This window comes from Ochrobactrum sp. PL_is483, assembly GCF_055816855.1.
Window position 1 is genome coordinate 341003 of the sequence record NZ_JBVPGS010000036.1, and the last position, 21498, is coordinate 362500.

The window sequence follows — 21498 nt, forward strand, 5'->3', positions numbered from 1 at the left end:
ACTGGTCCTTTCCTGTCCGTTCAGCCGGAAGCGCTTCCGGCAATGTCGAATGCTTTATTCACGCGTATTGAAACAATTGCAAGAAAACTGCACTGCGAAAGCTGCCAGATACGGCGCTTTTCCGGCGCAATTCCCCCGCCCCTTACTGGACGTAAAGCCGAAGGACAGATAAGAGGGGCTTCGGGCGATGTCAACGTTGCTCTAAAGGCTCGAAATCCTTTCCTTTGTCGTAATATTGGAGGTATCCGGGCCAAATTCTGCCGCATTCATCGGGCCGGTAAGCGGTCACGAAGGAGAGAATTCCATATGAAAGCCATTTTGAAAGCCCCTTATCGCAAGGCTCTCGCAGTCGTCGGCATGTCTCTGGCGGCCTCGGTGGCGCTGGCAGGCTACACAGGCGCCGCATTCGCTCAGGATGCCGGAAAGCCTGCTGCTGCACCGGCTGCTGCTCCCGCAGAAAAGGAAGATCCGTCCAAGGTTCTGGCGACCGTCAACGGCAAGGACATCACCGTCGGTGAAGTTGACCAGGCTGCAGGCGATCTCGATCCGCAGTTCTCGCGCCTTCCTGCCGAGCAGCGCCGTCTGGCTGCGCTCGCTGCCCTGATCGACATCAAGGCAATGGCTGGTGAAGCGGAAAAGGAAAAGCTCGATCAGTCTTCGGAATTTAAGAATCGCATGGAATTCCTGCGCGAACGCGCACTCCATAACGAATATTTCAAGGATGCCGTTGTCGACAAGATCAGCGATGACGATGTGCGTGCCCGCTACGACAAGGAAATCGCGGCCATGCCACCGCAGGTGGAAGTGCGTGCCCGTCACATCCTCGTGAAGACCAAGGAAGAAGCCGAGGCCATCATCAAGAAGCTTGCAGGCGGCGCCAAGTTCGAGGAGCTCGCCAAGGAAAGCTCGACCGACGGCACTGCAGCCAATGGCGGCGATCTCGGTTACTTTGCCGAAGGCCAGATGGTTCCGGAATTTGAAAAGGCCGCTTTTGCATTGAAGCCGGGCGAATACACCAAGGAGCCGGTCCAGACCCAGTTCGGCTTTCACGTGATCCAGCTCGAAGACCGTCGCACAAAGCAGCCTCCGGCATTCGATCAGGTCAAGGACCAGATCCGTTCGATCATCATGCGCGAGCGTTATGTCGAAACGGTCAAGAAGCTGCGTGACGGCATGAAGATCGACTACAAGGACCCGGCTGTCGAGAAAGCCATGAAGGACGCCGCCGCTGCCCAGGAAGGCGCGGACCAGGGTGATGCGCCGGAAGAGGCTGCTCCGCAGCAGTAAATTTCGCTTCCAAGGATCAACGCCCCGGCTTGCCGGGGCGTTTTTTATTTCGATCCTGCGTTTCCCGCTTGATTTTGGGCTGCAAACCTTTCCAATGCGGCAACACCAAACCGAATATCCTTCGAGGCACCTATGTCCGCGTCTGTTTCTCCGCTCGCTCCAAAACATTACCCCGCAATGCCGGTCGTCCATGGCGTCCGTATTGCCACCGCTGCCGCCGGTATCAAATACAAGGGACGAACGGATGTGATGCTGATGGTGTTTGACCGCCCGGCTGAGGCTGCAGGCGTTTTCACCCGTTCGCTTTGCCCGTCGGCGCCTGTCGATTTCTGCCGCCGCAATCTCGTGCACGGAAAGGCGCGCGCGGTGGTGGTCAATTCCGGCAACGCCAATGCCTTTACCGGCGTCAAGGGTCGCCAGGCCACGGAAGCAACGGCTGAAGCCGCCGCCAAGGCCGTCGGCTGCGCCACGACCGATGTGTTTCTCGCTTCAACCGGCGTGATCGGCGAACCGCTTGATGCGACTAAGTTCGCGCATCTGCTCGGCGATATGAACAAGGACGCGGTTGAAGATTTCTGGACTGAAGCCGCCAAGGCGATCATGACCACGGATACCTATCCCAAGGTCGCGACCGAAACGGTGCTGCTCGGTCAGGTGCCTGTCACGATCAACGGCATCGCCAAGGGCGCGGGCATGATTGCGCCGGATATGGCCACGATGCTTTCCTTTGTTGTCACCGACGCGCCGATCAAGGCTGAAGTGTTGCAGAGCCTGCTCTCCAAGGGCGTGGGCTCAACGTTCAACGCGGTGACGGTGGATAGCGACACATCCACGTCGGATACGCTGATGCTGTTTGCCACCGGTACGGCGGCGGAACGCGGCGCGCCGGAAATTACCGATCCCGTCGACAAGCGCCTTGGCGAATTCAAGAAGGCGCTGGGGCGTCTCCTGAAGTCGCTGGCGTTGCAGGTCGTGCGCGACGGCGAGGGCGCGCGCAAGATGGTGGAAGTCGAAGTGACGGGGGCGAAGTCCGCAGCTTCCGCCAAGAAGATCGCGCTTTCCATCGCCAATTCGCCGCTGGTCAAGACGGCCGTTGCCGGTGAAGACGCCAATTGGGGCCGCGTGGTCATGGCTGTCGGCAAGGCCGGCGAGCCTGCCGACCGCGACCTGCTCGCGATCTGGTTCGGCGATATTCGCGTTGCATATCAGGGCGAGCGCGATCCGGCCTATTCGGAAGAAGCGACGTCCGCCTATATGCAGGGCGAGGATATTCGCATTCGTGTCGATCTGGGGTTGGGCAAGGGCAAGGCAACCGTCTGGACCTGCGATCTCACCAAGGAATATGTAGCGATCAACGGCGATTACAGAAGCTAGGCTCGCGATATTCGGGTTCCAGCGGCCTGCAAATAGCACTCTTTTGTGCCTCCGGTGCTCAAAGAGCACTATTTTCGGCACGCTGTCTTCCCGAATCTCATCGAGCCTGAGCGCTCAATCCGTCATCGTTTGAGGAGTTTATTGTGCCAAGTCTTGCCATCGTTCGCCAACTGGAAGCCGTCGGCTTTCGCGCCTGGCCCGCGACGTCCGTCCACTATGACGGTACATGGGCGATACGCATGACCGCGGCGCATCCATCCCGGCGTCTCAACTCGATCAATCCGCTCGATCCCGGCGATACGCGCGATATTCCAACGCGCGTGGAGCTGGCGGCGCAGCGTTTTCGTGCTTATGGCCGCGTTCCCTGTTTCCGGCTTTCCCCGCTCGCGCCGCGCGAGCTTGAGGATTATCTGGAAGGGCTTGGCTGGAAGCGCCGCGATGAAACCATCGTGATGACCGCGAAACTGGAAGAACTCGATCTGTCGGGTGCTATCGACCAGATCCCCTTGAAGGATATAGGGCGCTTCGTGGATGCCTCGCTCTCCATCCATGAAAGGCCGCAGGAGATGCGGCCCGGATTTTCCGAACTCCTCAACAGCGTCCGCCCGAACAAGGGCATGTTCGTTCTGGAGGCGGGCGGACGCGCTGTGTCCAACCTGCTTTGCGTGCAGGACGGCGCAATGGCGGGTCTGTTCGATGTGGGAACCCGGCCTGACGCAAGGCGCAAGGGCTACGGGCAAGCGATTGTCGGTTCTGCGCTCAAATGGGCGGCCAAGCTCGGCGCAAAGACGGCATGGCTGCAAATCGAAGCAGACAATGTGGCCGGGTTTGCGCTCTATGAGAGCTTCGGCTTTCAGGAAGCCTATCGCTATGCCTATCGGGAGAGCAACGAGAAATGACCGAGGTGAAGGGACGCCGCATTCTGTTGGTTGCGGCTTGCGCGCTGGTCGATTCGGATGGCCGGATTCTGCTGACCCAGCGCCCGGAAGGCAAGCAGCTTGCCGGGCTGTGGGAATTTCCCGGCGGCAAGGTGGAGCCGGGCGAGACTCCCGAAGAAACGCTGATCCGCGAATTGCAGGAAGAAATCGGCATTGTCACGAAAGCGGCCTGCCTCGCGCCGCTGACATTTGCCAGCCACACCTATGATGACTTCCATCTGCTCATGCCGCTCTATGTCTGCCGCCGTTATGAAGGCATTGCGAGAGGGCTCGAAGGGCAGGCGCTGAAATGGGTTCGCCCGAAGGATATGCGCGACTATCCGATGCCGCCAGCCGACGAACCATTGATCCCGTTTTTGCTCGATCTTCTGTAGGGGGAGCCTGTCCACAACTGTGGAAAAAGGTTGGCAATTTCTTACGATTCCGCTGGCCGGTTAATCTATGATTCACTCCGCTGAGGCATTCTCGTTCAAGAGCTGCCCCGGAGTCTTGAAGCATGAGTTTCGACAACAATTATTTCAGTGCCGACCACAACGAATATACGGCCAAGCCGCTAACCAAGGCTGGTCGTGGAATCCTGCGCGTTGTGCTGTTGTTCGGCTCTGCCGTTGTCGCTCTGGCTCTCATTATCGTGCCGGTTCTCAACGATCAGGCAAACAAGGTTGCAGCCCAATCAGTGCTTCCAGCCGGGGTCGACCGTACCATGACCGGTTCGATCAAGCGCAATGTCGACACCCAGCCGCATGCGGCAGGCCAGACCTATACGGTGCGCAAGAGCGTGCTTCAGCCAAGCCCCAATTCCGTCTGCATCATTGAGGCTGACGGCAGTCATCGCGGCGATTGCTAATTTTCTTTCGCATGTCTCTATTCCAAAACCGGTTCCCACCTTTGGGAGACATGCCTTATTTTTCTTCCGCCTTTTTGAGCGCTTCCGCCAGCGACGCCTTTGCGGAGCCGGGCTTCAATGGCTTCTGCTGCGATTCATGCGGCGCCCAGCCCGATAGCCAGATGATCGAGAACGTGGCGCGGATACGCCCGTCCGGGTCGGAGAAGCGTTCGGCGTAGATTTCTGCGGCACGCACGAAAAGCCGTTTCGAAACCGGCTTCCGGGAACGGTCGCGCAGGATGTTCTGCATGCCCATGGCGCGCAGATCGGCCATCAGGTTGAACAGCGAATCGTAGCGCACCGTGATGTTGTCGACGTCCGTTACGGGCAGGGCGAAGCCTGCACGCTGCAACAGGCCGCCCACATCCCGCACATCGGGAAACGGGAAGATGCGGGGTGAGGCGCCGCCCGTCAGTTCGATTTCGGCCTGAAGAAGACTTTCGCGGAGTTCTCCCAGCGTTCCGCTGCCGCTCAAGGCCGCCAGAAAAAGCCCGTCCGGTTTCAGCGCGCGGGCGATCTGCACCATGGTCCCCGGCGTATCGTTTGTCGCGTGCAGCGCCATCAGCGACACGACAAGATCGACGCTGCCGGGCTTCAGCGGAAGTATCTCCTCATCGCCGACAATAGCCGGGAATGGACCTTGCAGAAAATCCCGGTCGCGTTCGATGCGGACAATCATGTCCGCCTTGCCGGACTGCGCAATGGCCGCAGCCGCCGCGCCGGTATGGCCAGCGAGATCGACGGCGACGGGAAAACGGCGCTCCACCGCGTCAAGGCGGTCGCCAAGATCATCGGCAATGCGCTGCAACAGGAAATCCGCGCCGGGTTCGGCGCGCGCAAAGGCGCGGCGGCGAAACGAAAGCAGGAGATCGCGATCGAAGATCGCGCTATCATCGGTCGGCGCAGGCATGGAATCCGTCTTCTCTTTCGAGCAAGGTTCAGTACAATCGTTGCGGGGATAGATGCATTCGAACGGGGGCGAATGCAATGGCAGATGACGATAGAACGCATCAAACCTTTTTGCGCAATGCGGGCGAAAAGCTTCGGCGGCTGGCCGGAACAGCCGTTCGCTCGTCGGCCGACATGTTGTTTCCGCCGACATGCATCGGCTGCCGGATGCATGTGTCCGAACCGGGAACGCTATGTTCCAAGTGTTGGCCGGAACTGCGCTTTATAGAAAAGCCCTATTGTCCCGTGCTTGGTATACCGTTCAGTCATGATTTCGGGGAGAATTTCATGAGTGCGGAGGCGATTGCCGATCCGCCGCCTTTCCAACGCCTTCGCTCGGCTGTCCTGCATCGTGGAGCGGCACAGCGCATGGCGGTCTCGCTCAAGTTTCACGACCGGACCGATCTGGCACCGTGGATGGCGCGCTGGATGCAGCGTGCGGGGCGCGAATTGCTGGATGAATGCGATGTGATCCTGCCTGTGCCTTTGCATCGCTGGCGATTCTGGCAGCGCCGTTTCAACCAGTCGGCGGAACTTGCCCGCGCGCTCGCGAAACTGGAGCGGAAACCTTTTGCACCGCAAGGCGTGAAGCGTGTGCGCCGGACCGAGCAGCAGATCGGCCTTGGCATCAAGGAGCGAAAGCGCAATGTGGATGGCGCATTCCGTGTACCGCAGGAACATGAGATTCATGTTCGCGGGCGCCGGGTTTTGCTGATCGATGACGTCTACACCACCGGCGCAACGGTCAAGGCGGTGACACGCGCCTTGCTGCGTGGCGGCGCGAGAAGCGTTGATGTGCTGACTTTCAGCCGTGTTCTGCCCGAGTAAGCCTCGCAACACAGGCTCGTGGAAAGCTTCGGGACTTCCAGATAGCAGCTTTGCCGCTTATATAGGGGGCAAAGAATGGAGTTTTTCATGGTTGACGTTACCATCTACACGCGCCCCGGTTGCCCTTATTGCACCAGGGCCAAGGAATTGCTGACCCGCAAGGGCGTGGAGTTCAATGAAATCAATGCCGGAGCAACTCCGGAATTGCGTACTGAAATGCAGCAGCGTTCGGGCCGCAATACTTTCCCGCAGATTTTCGTCGGGTCCGTTCACGTTGGCGGTTGCGACGATCTTCACGCGCTGGAAGATCAGGGGAAACTTGATGGCCTGCTAAAGACTGGTCAACTGAACTGAGGTTGTAGGAAAAACCGATGAGCACATTTCGCGCTGCCGCAATACAGATGCGTTCGGGTACCGACGTTGTCCGCAACGTCGAAACCCTCGAAAAATTCGTAGCCGAGGCGGCAGCGAAGGGCGCGGCCTATGTGCAGACGCCGGAAATGACCGGCGCAATGATGCGCGATCGGGTTGCCTTCAAGGCGAGCCTTCGCGATGAAGCCAACGACCTTGTTTTCAGGGCGGCTTCGGCATTGGCGGCGAAGCATGGCATCTTCCTGCACATCGGTTCGACGGCCATTGATGCCGGGGACGGCAAGATCGCCAATCGCGCCGGAGTTTTCACGCCTGCCGGCGAGAAGCTCGTCACCTATGACAAGATCCATATGTTCGACGTCGATCTGGATAATGGCGAAAGCTGGCGCGAATCAGCGACCTATGAGCCAGGCAGGAATACCGTTATCGCAGAACTGCCTTTCGCAAATATTGGCATGGCGATCTGCTACGATATCCGTTTTCCGCAATTGTTCCGCGCGCAGGCGCTGGCGGGCGCCAATGTGATTACCGGTCCGGCTGCCTTCACCAAACAGACTGGCGAAGCCCACTGGCATATTTTGCAGCGTGCGCGCGCCATCGAGAATGGTGCATTCCTGATTTCTGCTGCGCAGGGCGGTCTGCACGAGGATGGACGCGAAACCTATGGCCATTCGATCATCGTGTCGCCATGGGGCAAAATTCTTGCGGAAGCCGACCATAACGAGCCCGGTGTAATCCTGGCCGACATCGACGTGACGGAAAGCGCGGCCGCACGCGCCAAGATACCGAACCTGAAGAATGCGCGGGAATTTGACGTCAGCATCGTTTCCGCGAAACAGAAAGAGGATGTGTAAATTCCATGATCCGCTTTTCGCTCCATTGCGATCAGGGCCATGAATTCGAGGGCTGGTTTCGCGACAATGCCGATTTCGACCGTCAGTCGGGAATGAAGCTCGTCGCGTGCCCGGTATGCGATTCGCAAGCTGTCCAGAAATCGCTGATGGCGCCGGCTGTTTCGACAAGCCGCGGCAAGGAAAAGATTGCCATGGCGTTGGGTGACAAGCAAAAGCAGATATTGGACGAGATGCGGGAATTGAGCCGCAAGGTTCGCGAGAATGCGGATTATGTCGGCGATAAATTTGCCGAGGAAGCCCGCAAGATCCATTTCGGCGAAACCGAAACACGTGGCATCTACGGCGAAGCATCGCGCGAAGATGTGCATTCGCTGCTTGAAGACGGTGTCGACGTTCTGCCGCTGCCGGTATTCCCGGAAGACAAGAACTGATTGCCGCACGGAGACGAGGCGCATGAAACTTATGGATTCGGCGCCTTTTTTGCTGATCGCAACCGGCACCTTGCTGGGTCTCATTCTGCCGCTTGGCAAGATCGCGGCGCAGGCGGGTATTCCGCCCGCGATCTGGACCTTCCTGTTCTCGGCAAGTGCCGGAATTATTCTGTTCGCCGTTCTTCGTTTGCAGGGAAAGAAGATCGGCTTTTCAGGCGGGCGGCTGCGTTATTATATCTGCACCGCCTTCATCTCCTATGCCCTGCCCAACCTGCTCATTCTTTCCGCCATTCCGCGCCTTGGCGCGGGTTTTACCGGCATCATGTACACGCTGTCGCCGGTTATCACACTCGTTCTGTCGATGGGGTTTGGCCTGCGGCGTCCCAATGCGCTGGGGATCGGCGGTATAGCTATGGGCTTTATCGGCGCGGTGATGGTGACGATGACGCGCGGTGAAGTGGGAAAGCCTGCCGATCATCTGTGGATCGCTGCGGCATTGCTCATTCCGGTATTTCTGGCGATGGGGAACGTCTATCGCACGCTCGACTGGCCGAAAAACTCCGACCCGACCGAGCTTGCAGCGGGAAGTCATCTCGCATCGGCATTGATGCTTTTCGCGGGAATAATTCTGTTTACCGGCCAGTTTCCGATTGAATCGCTTGCATTCGCCCCGTGGGCTGCTTTGGCCCAGTCGATTGCATCGGCGGGCATGTTCGCCCTGTTCTTCCGGCTGCAGGCGGTCGGCGGTCCGGTTTATCTTAGCCAGATCGGCTATGTCGCGGCGGCACTGGGGCTTATTTCCGGAACCCTGTTCCTGGGTGAACACTATCCGCCGCTGACCTGGATCGGCGCGCTGGTCATTTGTGCAGGCGTTGCCATGACGACGCGCGCGCAAAGAGGCTGAGCGCTTGTTTTACGCACATCTTGTCCGAAAACCGTTTTACACTTTTCGGGATGTGCTCTGATCAGGCCGGACGTTCGGCCAGAACCATATAGTTCACATCGGTATCGCGGGAGCGGCTCCAGCTATCGGCCAGCGGATTATAGGTCACGCCAAGCTTGTCGATGAGCCGCAGGCCGCCTTTCGCAAGGGCTGCTTCCAGTTCTTCCGGACGCACCAGTTTCTCATATTGGTGCGTGCCGCGCGGTAGCCAGCGCAGCACATATTCCGCGCCGATGATGGCGAGACCATAGGCTTTCAGCGTGCGGTTGATGGTGGCGACGAACATCAATCCGCCCGGCTTCACCATTTCGCTGGTTGCCGACATGAACAGGTCGACGTCGGAAACATGCTCGACCACTTCCATGTTCAGCACCACATCGAATTTTTCCCCGGCTTCGGCCAGCGCTTCCGCGGTCGTGGCGCGGTAGTCGACTTCGACGCCGCTTTGTGCCGCGTGGATTTTCGCCACCTCAATGTTCGTGGTGGAGGCATCCGCTCCGATCACGGTGGCGCCGAGCCGCGCCATCGGCTCGCAGAGAAGCCCGCCGCCGCAGCCGATATCGAGCACGCGCAGACCCTCGAAGGGGCGCGGCGTATTGGGATCGCGATTGAACTTGGCGCAGATCTTTTCCTTGATATAGGCAAGCCGCGTCGGGTTGAACTTATGCAAGGGGCGAAACTTGCCCTGCGGATTCCACCATTCCGCGGCAATGCGCGAAAAATGCTCGATTTCCGAAGCGTCGATGGTGGTGCGGGCTGTCTCGGTCATTTCATTCTCCAGCGGCGGAAGCGTGCAGGTCCTGCTCTCAAGGTAGTACTCCAAAGTCAAGGAACAAATCAATTTCGCTCTCGAGCGGCCCGATACGAATCACGGCCTTGCGGAACTACCGTATTTTAGCTATGTGACCCCGGGTTTGCCTGTCGCAACAATATAAGGTTTGGGCGGGCAAGAGTGTAATTTTTCTAAACAGCGGGACGTAACCTTAAATGGCGCGCATCGTGATGAAATTCGGCGGCACCTCGGTGGCCGATCTGGAACGCATCTATAATGTGGCGCGCCACGTCAAACGCGAGGTCGAGGCGGGCAATCAGGTTGCCGTCGTCGTTTCGGCCATGTCCGGCAAGACCAACGAGCTGGTCGGCTGGGTGCAGAATATGCCGAAAGTCTGCGGCGCGAGCTCGCCGTTCTATGATGCCCGCGAATATGACACCATCGTCGCTTCCGGCGAGCAGGTGACGAGCGGTCTTCTGGCAATTGCGCTTCAGTCCATCGGCGTCGATGCGCGTTCGTGGCAGGGCTGGCAGATTCCGATCAAGACCGACAACGCCCATGGCGCGGCCCGTATTCAGGAGATTGACGGCTCGGAAATCATCCGCCGCATGGAAATGGGCCAGGTTGCCGTCGTCGCCGGATTCCAGGGTATCGGCCCCGACAATCGTGTTGCCACGCTCGGACGCGGCGGTTCGGATACGTCGGCTGTCGCCATTGCTGCCGGCGTGAAGGCCGATCGCTGCGATATTTATACGGATGTCGATGGCGTCTACACCACAGACCCGCGTGTGGAGCCGAAGGCAAAGCGTCTTTCGAAGATTTCCTTCGAGGAAATGCTGGAAATGGCCTCGCTTGGCGCCAAGGTTCTACAGGTGCGCTCGGTCGAACTGGCCATGGTGCACAAGGTGCGCACTTTCGTGCGCTCGAGCTTTACGGACCCAGATGCGCCGGGCATGGGTGATCCGATCAATCCGCCCGGAACCCTTATTTGCGACGAGGATGAAATCGTGGAACAGCAGGTCGTCACAGGTATCGCCTTTGCGAAGGATGAAGCTCAGATTTCGCTGCGGCGCGTGGCCGACCGGCCGGGCGTTTCGGCAGCCATTTTCGGGCCGCTCGCCGAAGAGTACATCAATGTCGACATGATCGTGCAGAACGTGTCGGAAGACGGCTCCAAGACCGACATGACCTTCACCATTCCGACCGGCGACATCGACAAGGCGCTGAAGGTGCTGGACAAGGTCAAGGGCGAGATCGGCTTTGACAATATCCAGTCGGAAACCGGCCTTGCCAAGATTTCCGTCATCGGCATAGGCATGCGCAGCCATGCAGGCGTTGCCGCCACCGCCTTCAAGGCGCTGGCCGAGAAAGGCATCAATATCCGCGCGATCACGACGTCTGAAATCAAGATTTCGATCCTGATCGACGGTCCTTATGCAGAACTGGCCGTACGCACGCTGCACGCGGTCTATGGTCTCGACAAGTAATCAGCCGGTTCACATTCGGCTCTTAAAGCAGTGCCGCGTAGCCGAAGGGCTGCGCGGCACTGCAACATTTTGCGAGGCGCGACTATTTGTTCTGGACGTGGGTGTCAAAAATGCTCACAAAGGAATTGGCGTAACGCTTCGCTGGCGGGTAATGGGAATCGGCTGGCGAGTGCATGCCAGCAATCTGAAAGGAGCCCCCGACGATCATGCGTGAGCTGACAACCGGTCCCCGCGTACTGCTCAAGCGGTTGCGCGAATTGATGGCGGAGCCGCTGGAACCGCAGGCGCGCCTCGACCGGATCGTTCGTGAAATCGCGCAGAACATGGTCGCGGAAGTCTGCTCCTTCTATATATTGCGCGCCGATGGCGTTCTCGAACTCTATGCGACCGAAGGCCTTAATCCGCAGGCTGTTCACTTGGCGCAGCTTCGCCTCGGCCAGGGCCTGGTCGGCACGATTGCCGCAAGTGCCCGTCCGCTCAACCTGACCGATGCGCAAAGCCACCCGGCCTTCGCCTATCTGCCGGAAACGGGCGAAGAAGCCTATAATTCCTTCCTTGGCGTTCCCGTCCTGCGCGCTGGCCGCACTTTGGGCGTTCTTGTCGTGCAGAACAAGACCAAGCGTGCTTATCGGGAAGACGAGGTCGAAGCACTTGAAACCACCGCTATGGTTCTTGCCGAAATCATTGCCTCCGGTGACGGGCTGCGTCTGGCCCGTCCGGGCATAGAGCTTGATCTCGGTCGTCCGATGAGCGTGACAGGCCAGGCTTTCAATGAGGGGATTGGTCTCGGCCACGTGGTTCTGCACGAACCGCGCATCGTCGTCACCAATCTTTTCAATGAGGACAGCCAGGCCGAACTCAACCGGCTGGACGAGGCGCTCGGTTCCTTGCGCATATCCATCGACGACATGCTGTCGCGCCGCGATGTGGCCGTGGAGGGTGAACATCGCGAAGTGCTGGAAGCCTATCGCATGTTTGCCCATGATCGCGGTTGGGTCCGGCGGCTGGAAGAAGCCATTCGCAACGGGCTGACCGCCGAGGCCGCAGTCGAAAAAGTACAAAGCGACACGCGCGCGCGCATGGTGCATCTGACCGATCCCTATATGCGCGAACGCCTGTCGGATTTTGACGACCTCGCAAACCGCCTGCTGCGCCAGTTGATGGGGCGCGACATTAAGACCATCGCCGAATCGTTGCTCAAGGATGCGATCATTGTCGCTCGTTCCATGGGGGCAGCCGAACTTCTGGATTATCCGCGCGAGCGCTTGCGCGGGGTTGTTCTGGAAGATGGCGCGGCCACGAGCCATGTGGTGATCGTCGCCCGCGCCATGGGCATTCCGGTGGTCGGTCAGGCCAAGGGCATCGTCTCCATGGCTGAAAACAACGATGCGGCCATTGTCGACGGCGACGAAGGCATCATGCATCTGCGCCCGCAGGCCGATCTGGAAACGGCTTATGCCGAAAAGGTTCGCTTCCGGGCGCGGCGGCAGGCCCATTACCGCGAATTGCGGGACAAGCCATCCGTCACCAGGGACGGTGTCGGTATCTCGCTTCTGATGAATGCGGGGCTTCTCGTCGATCTGCCGCAATTGTCGGCGTCGGGTGCGGCGGGTATCGGCCTGTTCCGCACCGAGCTTCAGTTCATGGTGGCTTCCACTTTCCCGCGAGCCGAACAGCAGGAGCGCCTCTATCGCTCCGTCATCGAGGCCGCGGGCGACAAGCCGGTGACTTTCCGGACGCTGGATATCGGCGGAGACAAGGTTCTTCCCTATTTCAGTTCGACTGTGCAGGAAGAAAATCCGGCGCTCGGCTGGCGCGCCATTCGCCTGACGCTTGATCGTCCGGGGCTGCTGCGCACCCAGATCAGGGCGCTTTTGAAGGCGGCGGGCGGCCGCGAGCTGAAAATCCTGCTGCCGATGATCACGGAAGTAAGCGAGGTGAAGGCCGCGCGCGAGATTATCGATCGTGAAGTCCGTCACCTGTCGCGCTTTGCTCATCAGCTGCCGATGTGCCTGAAGCTTGGAGCGATGGTCGAGGTGCCCTCGCTGCTCTGGCAGCTTGAGGAGCTGGTGTCGCTCGTCGATTTCATTTCCGTCGGCTCGAACGATCTGTTCCAGTTCCTGATGGCGACGGATCGCGGCAACTCGCTGATGTCTGGCCGCTTCGACCAGCTTTCGCCCGCATTCCTGCGGGCGCTGCGCCACATCGTCGAGACCGGCAACCGCCATGGCAAGCCGGTAACCCTGTGCGGTGAAATGGCCAGCAGGCCGCTTCCCGCCATGGCGCTGGTCGGTATCGGGTTCCGGTCGATTTCGATGTCGGCGGCGGCGATCGGACCGGTCAAGGCCATGCTCGATGCGCTGGATGCGGGCAAGCTCACCGCTTTGCTCGCGGAAGAACTGGACAAGCCCAACAGCGCGCATTCGCTGCGTGAACTGCTGATGAGATTTGCCGAAGACAACGATATTCCGTTATAGCGAAGCAGATTGATCTGACTAAACGGTCGCGGTGCAGGATTTGCGCGGCGTCCGGTTTTGCATTCCTGCACGCCGCTTACACTATTTAGGACATGATATGATCGCATTGCCGCAGGATCGGATGGACCAGCTCTTGAAGCGGTTCTCCATGATCGAAAGCCAGATGGCCAACAATCCGGATTCGGAAACCTATGTGAAGCTCGCATCGGAATATTCCGAATTGCAGGAGGTGGTTGGCAAAATTCGCGAACTGACCGACGCCCGCCGGGAAGCGGTCGATCTGGCGGCGATGCGCGACGATGCGGCCACGGATGCAGAGATGCGCGCGCTGGCGCTGGAAGAGTTGCCGGAAGTCGAAAAGCGCATCGAGGCATTGGAGCAGGAAGTCCAGATTCTGCTGCTGCCCAAGGATGCCGCCGACGAGAAGAATGCCATTCTCGAAATTCGCGCCGGTACCGGCGGTCTGGAAGCCGCGCTCTTCGCTGGCGACCTGTTCCGCATGTATGAGCGCTATGCCGCCGAAAAGGGCTGGCGGGTCGAGCTGGTCTCGGCCAGCGAAGGCGATGCCGGTGGCTACAAGGAAATCATCGCTACTGTTTCGGGCAAGGGCGTGTTCTCCAAGCTCAAGTTCGAATCAGGCGTGCACCGTGTGCAGCGCGTGCCTGAAACGGAAGCTGGCGGGCGCATCCATACCTCAGCCGCGACGGTCGCGGTTTTGCCGGAAGCGGAAGATATCGATATCGAAATCCGCAACGAGGATATCCGTATCGATACGATGCGTGCATCAGGTGCGGGCGGCCAGCACGTCAACACGACCGACTCGGCAGTGCGCATTACGCATATTCCGACCGGCATCATGGTGGTGCAGGCTGAAAAATCGCAGCACCAGAACCGCGCCCGCGCCATGCAGATATTGCGCGCACGCCTTTATGACATGGAGCGCCAGAAGGCTGAAACCGAACGGTCGGAATCGCGGCGCAGCCAGGTCGGTTCGGGCGATCGCTCCGAGCGTATCCGCACTTATAATTTCCCGCAGGGCCGCGTTACGGATCACCGCATCAACCTGACGCTCTACAAGCTCGACAGGGTCATGGAAGGCGATCTGGATGAACTGGTCGATGCTCTGATTTCCGATCACCAGACTGCACTCCTTACCGAACTGGGCCAGTAAGGTGAGGGAGATTCGCCTCGACCGGCTGATGGCCGATGCCCGGACAAGGCTTCGTGCGGCGGACCTCGACACACCGGACATCGACGCGCGGCTTCTGGTCGAGTGGGCGACGGGCAAGACGCGGCTCGATCTGATATCCGCGCCTGAGCAACTGGTGGATGCCGCCGCCATTGCGACGCTTTCCGATGCGCTGGATCGGCGCGCAAAGGGCGAGCCCGTTCATCGGATCATGGGCGTGCGCGAGTTTTTCGGCCTGCCTTTCCGGCTTTCCGCTGAGACGCTGGAACCGCGTCCCGATACGGAAGCGCTGGTGGAGCTGGTCATTCCGGCACTGGAAGTGTTTGCGGAGGAGCAGGGTACGCTTGAGCTCCTCGACATGGGAACCGGAACGGGCGCGATCATCATCTCGCTTCTGCACCGCTTCGAGCGCGCGCATGGCGTCGGTCTCGATATGGCGGAAGGCGCGCTGTCAATGGCGCGAATCAATGCTGTTGCCAATGGGGTTGGCGACCGATTTGCCGCGCTTAAAAGCGACTGGTTCCAGAATGTGAGCGGGCGGTTTCATCTTATCGTCTCAAATCCGCCCTATATTCCGCATGACGACATTGCGGGGCTGTCGCGTGAAGTGCGTGAACATGATCCGCTTGCAGCGCTCGATGGCGGCGCCGACGGATTGAATTTTTACCGGGCCCTTGCACAGAAGGCGGCAGATCACCTATATAAGGAAGGAATGGTTGCCGTAGAGATCGGCGCCGGACAATTCCAGGATGTTGAAGCGCTGTTCGAAAGCGCAGGTTTTTCACTCGCAGGACATGCAAGTGATCTTGGCGGCCACAGAAGGGCCATGCTTTTCGAGCACAAATCGCTTACGCAATTTTGATGCGGCCAACCGCTAAAAAACACTTGGAATTTGCGGCGAAGCCGTTTAGTTTCCGGCCACCGTATACAGCCAGAATGGTTTTGCCCGCTGATGGGCGGTGGCGGAAATGCTCCATGACGATTTTTGGTCATGCTCCCTGGAGGGTTCTTTGGGGATGGCTTGTGCGGAAGTACACGACTTTCAAGCATAATCTCGAAGAGCAAAGCTTTTCGGAATGGTTATGCATTAATGCAACCGCGGAGTTTCGGTGACTTTCAAAAGGCGCACCTAACTCAGGAGCAGTCGATTTGTGGGAAGTTTTTAGGGCGTACTTCCTCCATGGCTCGATAGCGTGAAACCGGCAGCTTTTTTGGCTGTGGAGTTTCTACGCCCTTTAATCTGAAAAGAGATGAATATGAGGCCAGCACAGCAGAACAGGCGCATGCGCGGACGGGGGAATAACAATAACAACAACAACCGCAAGGGCCCCAATCCTCTGTCGCGCAACTATGAAAGCAATGGCCCGGATGTGAAAATCCGCGGCAATGCGCAACATATTGCAGAAAAATACTCGGCACTTGCCCGCGACGCACAGGCATCTGGCGATCGCGTGATGGCAGAAAACTATCTTCAGCACGCTGAACATTACAATCGCATCATCATGGCTGCCATGGCGCAGAATCCGGTGCCGTTCCAGCGCGAAGAAACCTTCGACGATGACGGCGCGGATGATGAGGAAGCAGGTTTCACGCCTGCCGCCGTGCAGCAGCCCGTCAACGGTTCCGGCCCGCAGCCGGTAATCGAAGGCACGCCAGCCGAAGTTGTCTACGGTGAAGAGAGCGGCGAGCCGGTAAAGTCCGGCGAAGGTCGCCAGCAGCCGCGTGAACGCGACAATCGCGACCGTCGTCTCGGTCGTGGTCGCCGTCCGCAGCGTGAGCGCTTCAACGCCGACGAACGTTCCGATGAACAATCGCAGGAAAAGCAGGCTCAGCCAGCGGCTGAAGAGGCACCGGCTCCGGTTGAAGCCGTTGCCGAGCAGGCAGCGCCCGCTGTCGCCGAGGCTGCTCCTGCTGCCGATGCAGCACCCGCAGAAGAAGCAGCACCGCGCCGCGCCACGCGTCGCCCGGGCCGTCCGCGCCGTGCCGCAAAGGATAGCGGTGACGAAACGCCGGTAACGGAAACGGCGAATTCCGACGCTTGATTGCTTCTTCGGATTGAATTCAAAATGGCGCGGTTTCCGCGCCATTTTTATTTGGTTAGCCAAGTGCCTGTAACCCTTGCCGAAACCCAGGCCTCGTCCCATATGCTGTCTTGGAAAGAAGCCCGCCCATTTGTGGGGGCTTCGTCACCATACATCTTCTGGTGCCGCATGACGGGCCGGAAGGCAAAGGAGACATCATGAATATCGAAAAATACACGGAACGCGTTCGCGGTTTCATTCAGTCTGCACAGACATTCGCGCTGTCGTCCGGCAACCAGCAGTTTATGCCTGAGCACGTGCTGAAGGTTCTCGTCGATGACGACGAGGGACTTGCCTCGTCTCTGATCGAACGCGCAGGCGGACGGATTGCCGATGTGCGCATCGGCTTGCAGACCGCGCTCGAAAAGCTGCCCAAAGTGTCGGGCGGCAACGATCAGCTTTATCTTTCGCAGCCGCTTGCCAAGGTCTTCTCGCTTGCCGAGGAGCTTGCCAGCAAGGCCGGTGACAGTTTCGTCACCGTCGAGCGCCTCCTGACGGCGCTGGCGATGGAAAAATCCGCAAAGACGTCTGAAATTCTTTCCGCTGCCGGTGTGACGCCGACGGCGCTCAACAAGGTCATAAACGACATGCGCAAAGGCCGCACCGCCGATTCGGCGTCTGCTGAAAGCAATTATGATGCGTTGAAGAAATATGCCCGCGATCTGACCGAGGATGCGCGCTCGGGCAAGCTCGACCCGGTGATCGGCCGCGACGAGGAGATCCGCCGCACGATCCAGGTTCTGTCGCGCCGCACCAAGAACAATCCGGTTCTGATCGGCGAGCCGGGCGTCGGCAAGACCGCAATCGCCGAAGGTCTGGCGCTGCGCATCGTCAATGGCGACGTGCCGGAATCGCTGAAGGACAAGCAGTTGATGGCGCTCGACATGGGCGCGCTGATTGCCGGTGCCAAATATCGGGGCGAGTTTGAGGAACGTCTGAAAGCAGTGCTTTCGGAAGTGCAGACGGCTGCCGGACAGATCATCCTGTTCATCGATGAAATGCATACGCTCGTCGGTGCAGGCAAGTCCGATGGCGCGATGGATGCATCGAACCTGTTGAAGCCTGCCCTTGCGCGTGGCGAACTGCACTGCGTCGGCGCGACGACGCTGGAAGAATACCGCAAATATGTCGAGAAGGATGCAGCGCTTGCCCGCCGCTTCCAGCCGGTATTCGTCGATGAACCGACCGTCGAGGATACGATTTCGATCCTGCGCGGCCTGAAGGAAAAATACGAGCAGCATCACAAGGTCCGCGTTTCGGATTCGGCTCTGGTCGCCGCGGCGACCCTGTCGAACCGCTACATCACCGACCGCTTCCTGCCGGACAAGGCAATCGACCTTGTCGATGAAGCCGCATCGCGCCTGCGCATGCAGGTCGATTCGAAGCCCGAAGAGCTGGACGAGATCGACCGCCGCATCATGCAGCTGAAGATCGAGCGTGAAGCGCTGAAGGTTGAAACCGACGCGGCTTCCAAGGATCGTTTCCAGCGCCTGGAAAAGGAGCTGACCGATCTGGAAGAGGAATCGGCGGAACTGACCTCGAAATGGCAGGCTGAAAAGCAGAAGCTCGGGCTTGCCGCCGATCTCAAGCGCCAGCTTGAAGAGGCACGCAACGCTCTCGCCATCGCGCAGCGCAGCGGTGAATTCCAGAAGGCGGGTGAGCTTGCCTATGGCAAGATTCCGCAGCTGGAAAAGCAGCTTGTCGAAGCGGAGAGCCAGGAAAACAGGGGTTCCCTGCTTGAGGAAACCGTTACGCCTGATCACGTGGCGCAGATCATTTCTCGCTGGACGGGCATTCCGGTCGACCGGATGCTGGAAGGCGAGCGCGAGAAGCTGCTGCGCATGGAAGATGAACTCGCAAAACGCGTCGTCGGACAGGGCGAAGCCGTGCAGGCCATCTCCAAGGCTGTCCGCCGTGCGCGTGCCGGGCTTCAGGACCCGAACCGTCCTATCGGTTCGTTCATCTTCCTCGGCCCCACAGGCGTCGGCAAGACGGAACTGACCAAGGCGCTCGCCTCGTTCCTTTTCCAGGACGACACGGCCATGGTTCGTATCGACATGTCGGAATTCATGGAAAAGCATTCCGTGAGCCGGCTGATCGGCGCGCCTCCCGGCTATGTCGGCTATGAGGAAGGCGGCGTTTTGACGGAAGCCGTGCGCCGCAGGCCCTATCAGGTGATCCTGTTCGACGAGATCGAAAAGGCCCATCCCGATGTGTTCAACGTGCTGTTGCAGGTGCTGGATGACGGACGCCTGACCGACGGGCAGGGCCGCACGGTCGATTTCCGCAATACGGTCATCATCATGACCTCCAACCTCGGTGCCGAATATCTCGTCAATCTTGGCGAGAAGGACGATGTCGAGTCGGTGCGCGAGGAAGTGATGGGCGTGGTGCGTGCCGCCTTCCGTCCGGAATTCCTGAACCGTGTCGATGAAGTCATCCTGTTCCACCGGCTGCGCCGCGAAGACATGGGTGCGATTGTCGATATCCAGATGCAGCGTCTCCAGATGCTTCTGAGCGATCGCAAGATCGTGCTGCAGCTGGAAGAGGATGCACGTGAATGGCTGGCCAATAAGGGTTACGACCCGGCCTATGGCGCGCGTCCGCTGAAGCGCGTCATCCAGAAGGAAGTTCAGGACCCATTGGCCGAGCGCATTCTTCTGGGCGACATTCTGGACGGTTCCATCGTCAAGATTACCGCCGGTTCGGACAGGCTCAACTTCCGTCCGATTCGTGGTGCGCTTGAGGAGGAAGGTCAGACCGTTGGCGAGAACGCCTGAACGTTAGAGCATAATCCGACCGGAGTGAAACGAGGATCGATAAGATTATGCGTGAAATAGAAGAAGTCAGAGCGCCGATCTGATTCATTCAGATCGAAACGCGCTCTAATGAGTTGAATGCCATGGCGTCGCAACCGGACAGGTTGCGGCGCCTTTTTCATATAAGCCCTGACAAGTTTTCCGGTTTTCAGCCGATCTCGGCCATTTTCATGTCCAGTTCATCTGGCATCTGCTTTATCAGCTAATCAGTTATTAACCATATTCGCGGCATCCATGATCTCTCGATCACCCAGGGCATTCTTCATGGCGCATTACACACGCACGCTTCATTTCGCTTTGCTTGCCAGCCTGGCGGCAACCGCCGTCGATGGTCCTGCCCGCGCCAACGACAGCAGTTCTGCAACGGTTGCCGAGCGTCCGGTACAGCTTGCGCAGCTTTATGATCCGGGTGAGGAAATCTATCACGATCGCCGCGTGCGGGTGTTCATCGACCAGTATGGCCGCCGCGTTACCATGGATCGTCGCGGACGTATCCTCAGTGTCGAGGACGCCAACAATTATGATCCGAACGCCTATGACCGCCGGGTTCGCCGCGCGCCGCGGCCGGATGACAACTGGACGCTCGATGGCCCGGTCGATGGCGGTGCGCCCTATGATGGTTTCGGCAATGTGCCCGAAGATCCGAACTATTATCCAGATGCTCCGGCAGCACCGCAATATCGCGGCAACCGTGATGGACAGGTACAGCGTTCCGAACTGCCACCGGCGGGCGATCAGTATCCGGACAATACCAATTCAGCCAGTGTCGACCCCGGCTATGACGGCCAGCAGGATTACGGGCAGCCCGGCTATGAGCAGCCGCGCGGGGTGCCCAATCCGAGCGATATGGCTCCTGCCATCGAAATGCCGAAAGGGCAGGGCGCAAAAGCAAAGATTGCAGCCTATCAGGTGCTTCTCGACCGTGCAGGCGCATCGCCCGGTGTTATCGACGGTCGTTCAGGCAGCAATGTCGACAAGGCGGCAGCTGCCTATGGCGAGCTGACCGGCAAGTCGATCAATCCGACGGATGAAGCGGCTGTCAATGCGGAGCTTGAAGCCACAGGCGGCCCCGCCTTCACCGATTACACCATCACCAACGAAGATGTCGGGCGGCAATATGTTGCCTCGATCCCGGAAGATTACGCTCACAAGGCGCAGCTTCCCGCGATGGCCTATACATCGGTCACCGAAATGCTGGGTGAGAAGTTTCATATAGACGAGGCCTATCTGAAAGAGATCAATCCCGGCGTGAACTTCAACCAGCCCGGCTCGGTCGTGAAGGTTCCCAATCTCGGCAAGCCGGTTCGAACCAAAGTGGCCCGCATCATTGCCGACAAGGGACGCAAGCAGGTTCGCGGTTACGATGAATCGGGCAAGCTTGTCGTTGCCTATCCCTCGACCATCGGCTCGTCGGACAACCCGTCACCGTCCGGCACGGTTCAGGTCGAGCGTATCGCGATCAACCCCAATTACACCTACAATCCGAAGATCAACTTCAAACAGGGCAACAACGACAAGGTTCTGACCATTCCGCCCGGCCCGAACGGTCCCGTCGGCACGGTCTGGATCGCGCTTTCCAAGCCGACCTACGGCATTCACGGCACGCCCGAGCCGTCGAGAATCGGCAAGACGTCCAGCCATGGCTGTGTGCGATTGACCAATTGGGATGCGGAGGAACTGGCAAAGCTGGTGAAGGCTGGCGTCACGGTAGAGTTTACCGAATAAGTTTGCAGAAAAAGCCGGGCACCCGCCCCGGCTTCTATCAGCTCTTCGTCGTTCCGTTCGAAGCCAGCTTGGTGCCGTTGTCATCGC

Annotated in this window: 20 protein-coding genes (1 of these 20 running past the window's edge); 17 read left to right on the top strand and 3 right to left on the bottom strand. The window is 59.0% G+C overall.

The window, feature by feature from the left end; all coding sequences use genetic code 11:
• Positions 1-306 precede the first annotated feature (306 nt).
• The 5 genes from AC0TNJ_RS13355 (at position 307) to AC0TNJ_RS13375 (ending at position 4446) form a co-directional block, all read left to right on the top strand.
• Positions 307-1287: a peptidylprolyl isomerase gene (locus AC0TNJ_RS13355; RefSeq protein ID WP_473771382.1), complete on the top strand. Its 981-nt coding sequence runs from the start codon at positions 307-309 to the stop codon at positions 1285-1287.
• Positions 1288-1419: 132 nt separating this feature from the next.
• Positions 1420-2661 carry a bifunctional glutamate N-acetyltransferase/amino-acid acetyltransferase ArgJ gene (argJ, locus tag AC0TNJ_RS13360; protein WP_473771383.1) on the top strand — a complete coding sequence of 414 codons (1242 nt, stop codon included), beginning with the start codon at positions 1420-1422 and terminating at the stop codon, positions 2659-2661.
• 140 nt (positions 2662-2801) lie between these two features.
• On the top strand, positions 2802-3560 hold the full coding sequence (locus AC0TNJ_RS13365) for a GNAT family N-acetyltransferase (RefSeq protein ID WP_473771405.1): 759 nt from the start codon (positions 2802-2804) through the stop codon (positions 3558-3560).
• Positions 3557-3973: an 8-oxo-dGTP diphosphatase MutT gene (gene mutT / locus AC0TNJ_RS13370; RefSeq protein ID WP_473771384.1), complete on the top strand. Its 417-nt coding sequence runs from the start codon at positions 3557-3559 to the stop codon at positions 3971-3973. Before AC0TNJ_RS13365 ends, mutT begins: the two co-directional genes overlap by 4 nt.
• Before the next feature lie 122 nt (positions 3974-4095).
• Entirely contained in the window at positions 4096-4446 is a 351-nt protein-coding gene (locus tag AC0TNJ_RS13375; protein ID WP_121999980.1) for a hypothetical protein, read from the top strand.
• Positions 4447-4501: 55 nt separating this feature from the next.
• On the opposite strand, the gene AC0TNJ_RS13380 is transcribed toward AC0TNJ_RS13375, so the two are convergent.
• Positions 4502-5395 carry a methyltransferase domain-containing protein gene (locus AC0TNJ_RS13380; RefSeq protein WP_121999981.1) on the bottom strand — a complete coding sequence of 298 codons (894 nt, stop codon included), beginning with the start codon at positions 5393-5395 and terminating at the stop codon, positions 4502-4504.
• Between the two features lie 77 nt (positions 5396-5472).
• Between AC0TNJ_RS13380 and AC0TNJ_RS13385 the strand changes: the two genes are divergently transcribed.
• The 5 genes from AC0TNJ_RS13385 to AC0TNJ_RS13405 all read left to right on the top strand — a co-directional run bounded on the left by AC0TNJ_RS13385 (position 5473) and on the right by AC0TNJ_RS13405 (position 8822).
• The gene (locus AC0TNJ_RS13385; RefSeq protein WP_473771385.1) at positions 5473-6261 is read left to right on the top strand and encodes a ComF family protein; all 789 of its coding nucleotides are present in this window, start codon (positions 5473-5475) and stop codon (positions 6259-6261) included.
• 87 nt (positions 6262-6348) lie between these two features.
• Positions 6349-6615, top strand: a complete 267-nt coding sequence (grxC, locus tag AC0TNJ_RS13390; protein WP_473771386.1) for a glutaredoxin 3 — start codon at positions 6349-6351, stop codon at positions 6613-6615.
• A 17-nt stretch (positions 6616-6632) separates the two neighbouring features.
• Positions 6633-7487 (top strand): carbon-nitrogen hydrolase family protein, encoded by an 855-nt coding sequence (locus AC0TNJ_RS13395; RefSeq protein WP_473771387.1) that lies wholly within the window; start codon positions 6633-6635, stop codon positions 7485-7487.
• A gap of 5 nt (positions 7488-7492) precedes the next feature.
• A complete protein-coding gene (locus AC0TNJ_RS13400; RefSeq protein ID WP_473771388.1) occupies positions 7493-7918 on the top strand; it encodes a DUF1178 family protein in 426 nt (141 codons plus the stop codon).
• 22 nt (positions 7919-7940) lie between these two features.
• Positions 7941-8822: a DMT family transporter gene (locus tag AC0TNJ_RS13405; RefSeq protein WP_473771389.1), complete on the top strand. Its 882-nt coding sequence runs from the start codon at positions 7941-7943 to the stop codon at positions 8820-8822.
• Between the two features lie 61 nt (positions 8823-8883).
• On the opposite strand, the gene ubiG is transcribed toward AC0TNJ_RS13405, so the two are convergent.
• On the bottom strand, positions 8884-9630 hold the full coding sequence (ubiG, locus tag AC0TNJ_RS13410; RefSeq protein WP_473771390.1) for a bifunctional 2-polyprenyl-6-hydroxyphenol methylase/3-demethylubiquinol 3-O-methyltransferase UbiG: 747 nt from the start codon (positions 9628-9630) through the stop codon (positions 8884-8886).
• Between the two features lie 218 nt (positions 9631-9848).
• Here ubiG and AC0TNJ_RS13415 point away from each other — a divergent pair, with 218 nt between their 5' ends.
• The 7 genes from AC0TNJ_RS13415 (at position 9849) to AC0TNJ_RS13445 (ending at position 21411) form a co-directional block, all read left to right on the top strand.
• Positions 9849-11120: an aspartate kinase gene (locus AC0TNJ_RS13415; RefSeq protein ID WP_121999988.1), complete on the top strand. Its 1272-nt coding sequence runs from the start codon at positions 9849-9851 to the stop codon at positions 11118-11120.
• A gap of 206 nt (positions 11121-11326) precedes the next feature.
• The gene (gene ptsP / locus AC0TNJ_RS13420; RefSeq protein WP_121999989.1) at positions 11327-13597 is read left to right on the top strand and encodes a phosphoenolpyruvate--protein phosphotransferase; all 2271 of its coding nucleotides are present in this window, start codon (positions 11327-11329) and stop codon (positions 13595-13597) included.
• A gap of 97 nt (positions 13598-13694) precedes the next feature.
• The gene (gene prfA / locus AC0TNJ_RS13425; RefSeq protein WP_121982298.1) at positions 13695-14768 is read left to right on the top strand and encodes a peptide chain release factor 1; all 1074 of its coding nucleotides are present in this window, start codon (positions 13695-13697) and stop codon (positions 14766-14768) included.
• 28 nt (positions 14769-14796) lie between these two features.
• Positions 14797-15648, top strand: a complete 852-nt coding sequence (prmC, locus tag AC0TNJ_RS13430; RefSeq protein WP_473771406.1) for a peptide chain release factor N(5)-glutamine methyltransferase — start codon at positions 14797-14799, stop codon at positions 15646-15648.
• 394 nt (positions 15649-16042) lie between these two features.
• Entirely contained in the window at positions 16043-16828 is a 786-nt protein-coding gene (locus AC0TNJ_RS13435) for a DUF4167 domain-containing protein (protein ID WP_473771391.1), read from the top strand.
• A gap of 197 nt (positions 16829-17025) precedes the next feature.
• Positions 17026-19647: an ATP-dependent chaperone ClpB gene (clpB, locus tag AC0TNJ_RS13440; protein ID WP_473771392.1), complete on the top strand. Its 2622-nt coding sequence runs from the start codon at positions 17026-17028 to the stop codon at positions 19645-19647.
• 303 nt (positions 19648-19950) lie between these two features.
• A complete protein-coding gene (locus AC0TNJ_RS13445; RefSeq protein WP_121999994.1) occupies positions 19951-21411 on the top strand; it encodes a L,D-transpeptidase in 1461 nt (486 codons plus the stop codon).
• A 37-nt stretch (positions 21412-21448) separates the two neighbouring features.
• Here the strand turns inward: AC0TNJ_RS13445 and AC0TNJ_RS13450 are convergent, their stop codons facing one another.
• A protein-coding gene (locus tag AC0TNJ_RS13450; RefSeq protein ID WP_473771393.1) for a M23 family metallopeptidase crosses the window boundary here: on the bottom strand, positions 21449-21498 show its end. The gene runs 1906 nt beyond the window's last position; 50 of the gene's 1956 nt are visible here — the last part of the coding sequence; the start codon falls outside the window, past its right edge; its stop codon occupies positions 21449-21451.

Excerpts from the sequence above, each read along its gene's own strand:
- clpB (WP_473771392.1), top strand. The coding sequence starts at position 17,026 with ATGAATATCGAAAAATACACGGAACGCGTTCGCGGTTTCATTCAGTCT.
- ubiG (WP_473771390.1), bottom strand. The coding sequence starts at position 9,630 with ATGACCGAGACAGCCCGCACCACCATCGACGCTTCGGAAATCGAGCAT.
- AC0TNJ_RS13435 (WP_473771391.1), top strand. The coding sequence starts at position 16,043 with ATGAGGCCAGCACAGCAGAACAGGCGCATGCGCGGACGGGGGAATAAC.
- AC0TNJ_RS13380 (WP_121999981.1), bottom strand. The coding sequence starts at position 5,395 with ATGCCTGCGCCGACCGATGATAGCGCGATCTTCGATCGCGATCTCCTG.
- AC0TNJ_RS13445 (WP_121999994.1), top strand. The coding sequence starts at position 19,951 with ATGGCGCATTACACACGCACGCTTCATTTCGCTTTGCTTGCCAGCCTG.
- mutT (WP_473771384.1), top strand. The coding sequence starts at position 3,557 with ATGACCGAGGTGAAGGGACGCCGCATTCTGTTGGTTGCGGCTTGCGCG.
- grxC (WP_473771386.1), top strand. The coding sequence starts at position 6,349 with ATGGTTGACGTTACCATCTACACGCGCCCCGGTTGCCCTTATTGCACC.
- AC0TNJ_RS13355 (WP_473771382.1), top strand. The coding sequence starts at position 307 with ATGAAAGCCATTTTGAAAGCCCCTTATCGCAAGGCTCTCGCAGTCGTC.
- argJ (WP_473771383.1), top strand. The coding sequence starts at position 1,420 with ATGTCCGCGTCTGTTTCTCCGCTCGCTCCAAAACATTACCCCGCAATG.
- AC0TNJ_RS13400 (WP_473771388.1), top strand. The coding sequence starts at position 7,493 with ATGATCCGCTTTTCGCTCCATTGCGATCAGGGCCATGAATTCGAGGGC.
- AC0TNJ_RS13375 (WP_121999980.1), top strand. The coding sequence starts at position 4,096 with ATGAGTTTCGACAACAATTATTTCAGTGCCGACCACAACGAATATACG.
- AC0TNJ_RS13385 (WP_473771385.1), top strand. The coding sequence starts at position 5,473 with ATGGCAGATGACGATAGAACGCATCAAACCTTTTTGCGCAATGCGGGC.
- AC0TNJ_RS13415 (WP_121999988.1), top strand. The coding sequence starts at position 9,849 with ATGGCGCGCATCGTGATGAAATTCGGCGGCACCTCGGTGGCCGATCTG.
- AC0TNJ_RS13395 (WP_473771387.1), top strand. The coding sequence starts at position 6,633 with ATGAGCACATTTCGCGCTGCCGCAATACAGATGCGTTCGGGTACCGAC.
- AC0TNJ_RS13405 (WP_473771389.1), top strand. The coding sequence starts at position 7,941 with ATGAAACTTATGGATTCGGCGCCTTTTTTGCTGATCGCAACCGGCACC.
- prfA (WP_121982298.1), top strand. The coding sequence starts at position 13,695 with ATGATCGCATTGCCGCAGGATCGGATGGACCAGCTCTTGAAGCGGTTC.
- prmC (WP_473771406.1), top strand. The coding sequence starts at position 14,797 with ATGGCCGATGCCCGGACAAGGCTTCGTGCGGCGGACCTCGACACACCG.
- ptsP (WP_121999989.1), top strand. The coding sequence starts at position 11,327 with ATGCGTGAGCTGACAACCGGTCCCCGCGTACTGCTCAAGCGGTTGCGC.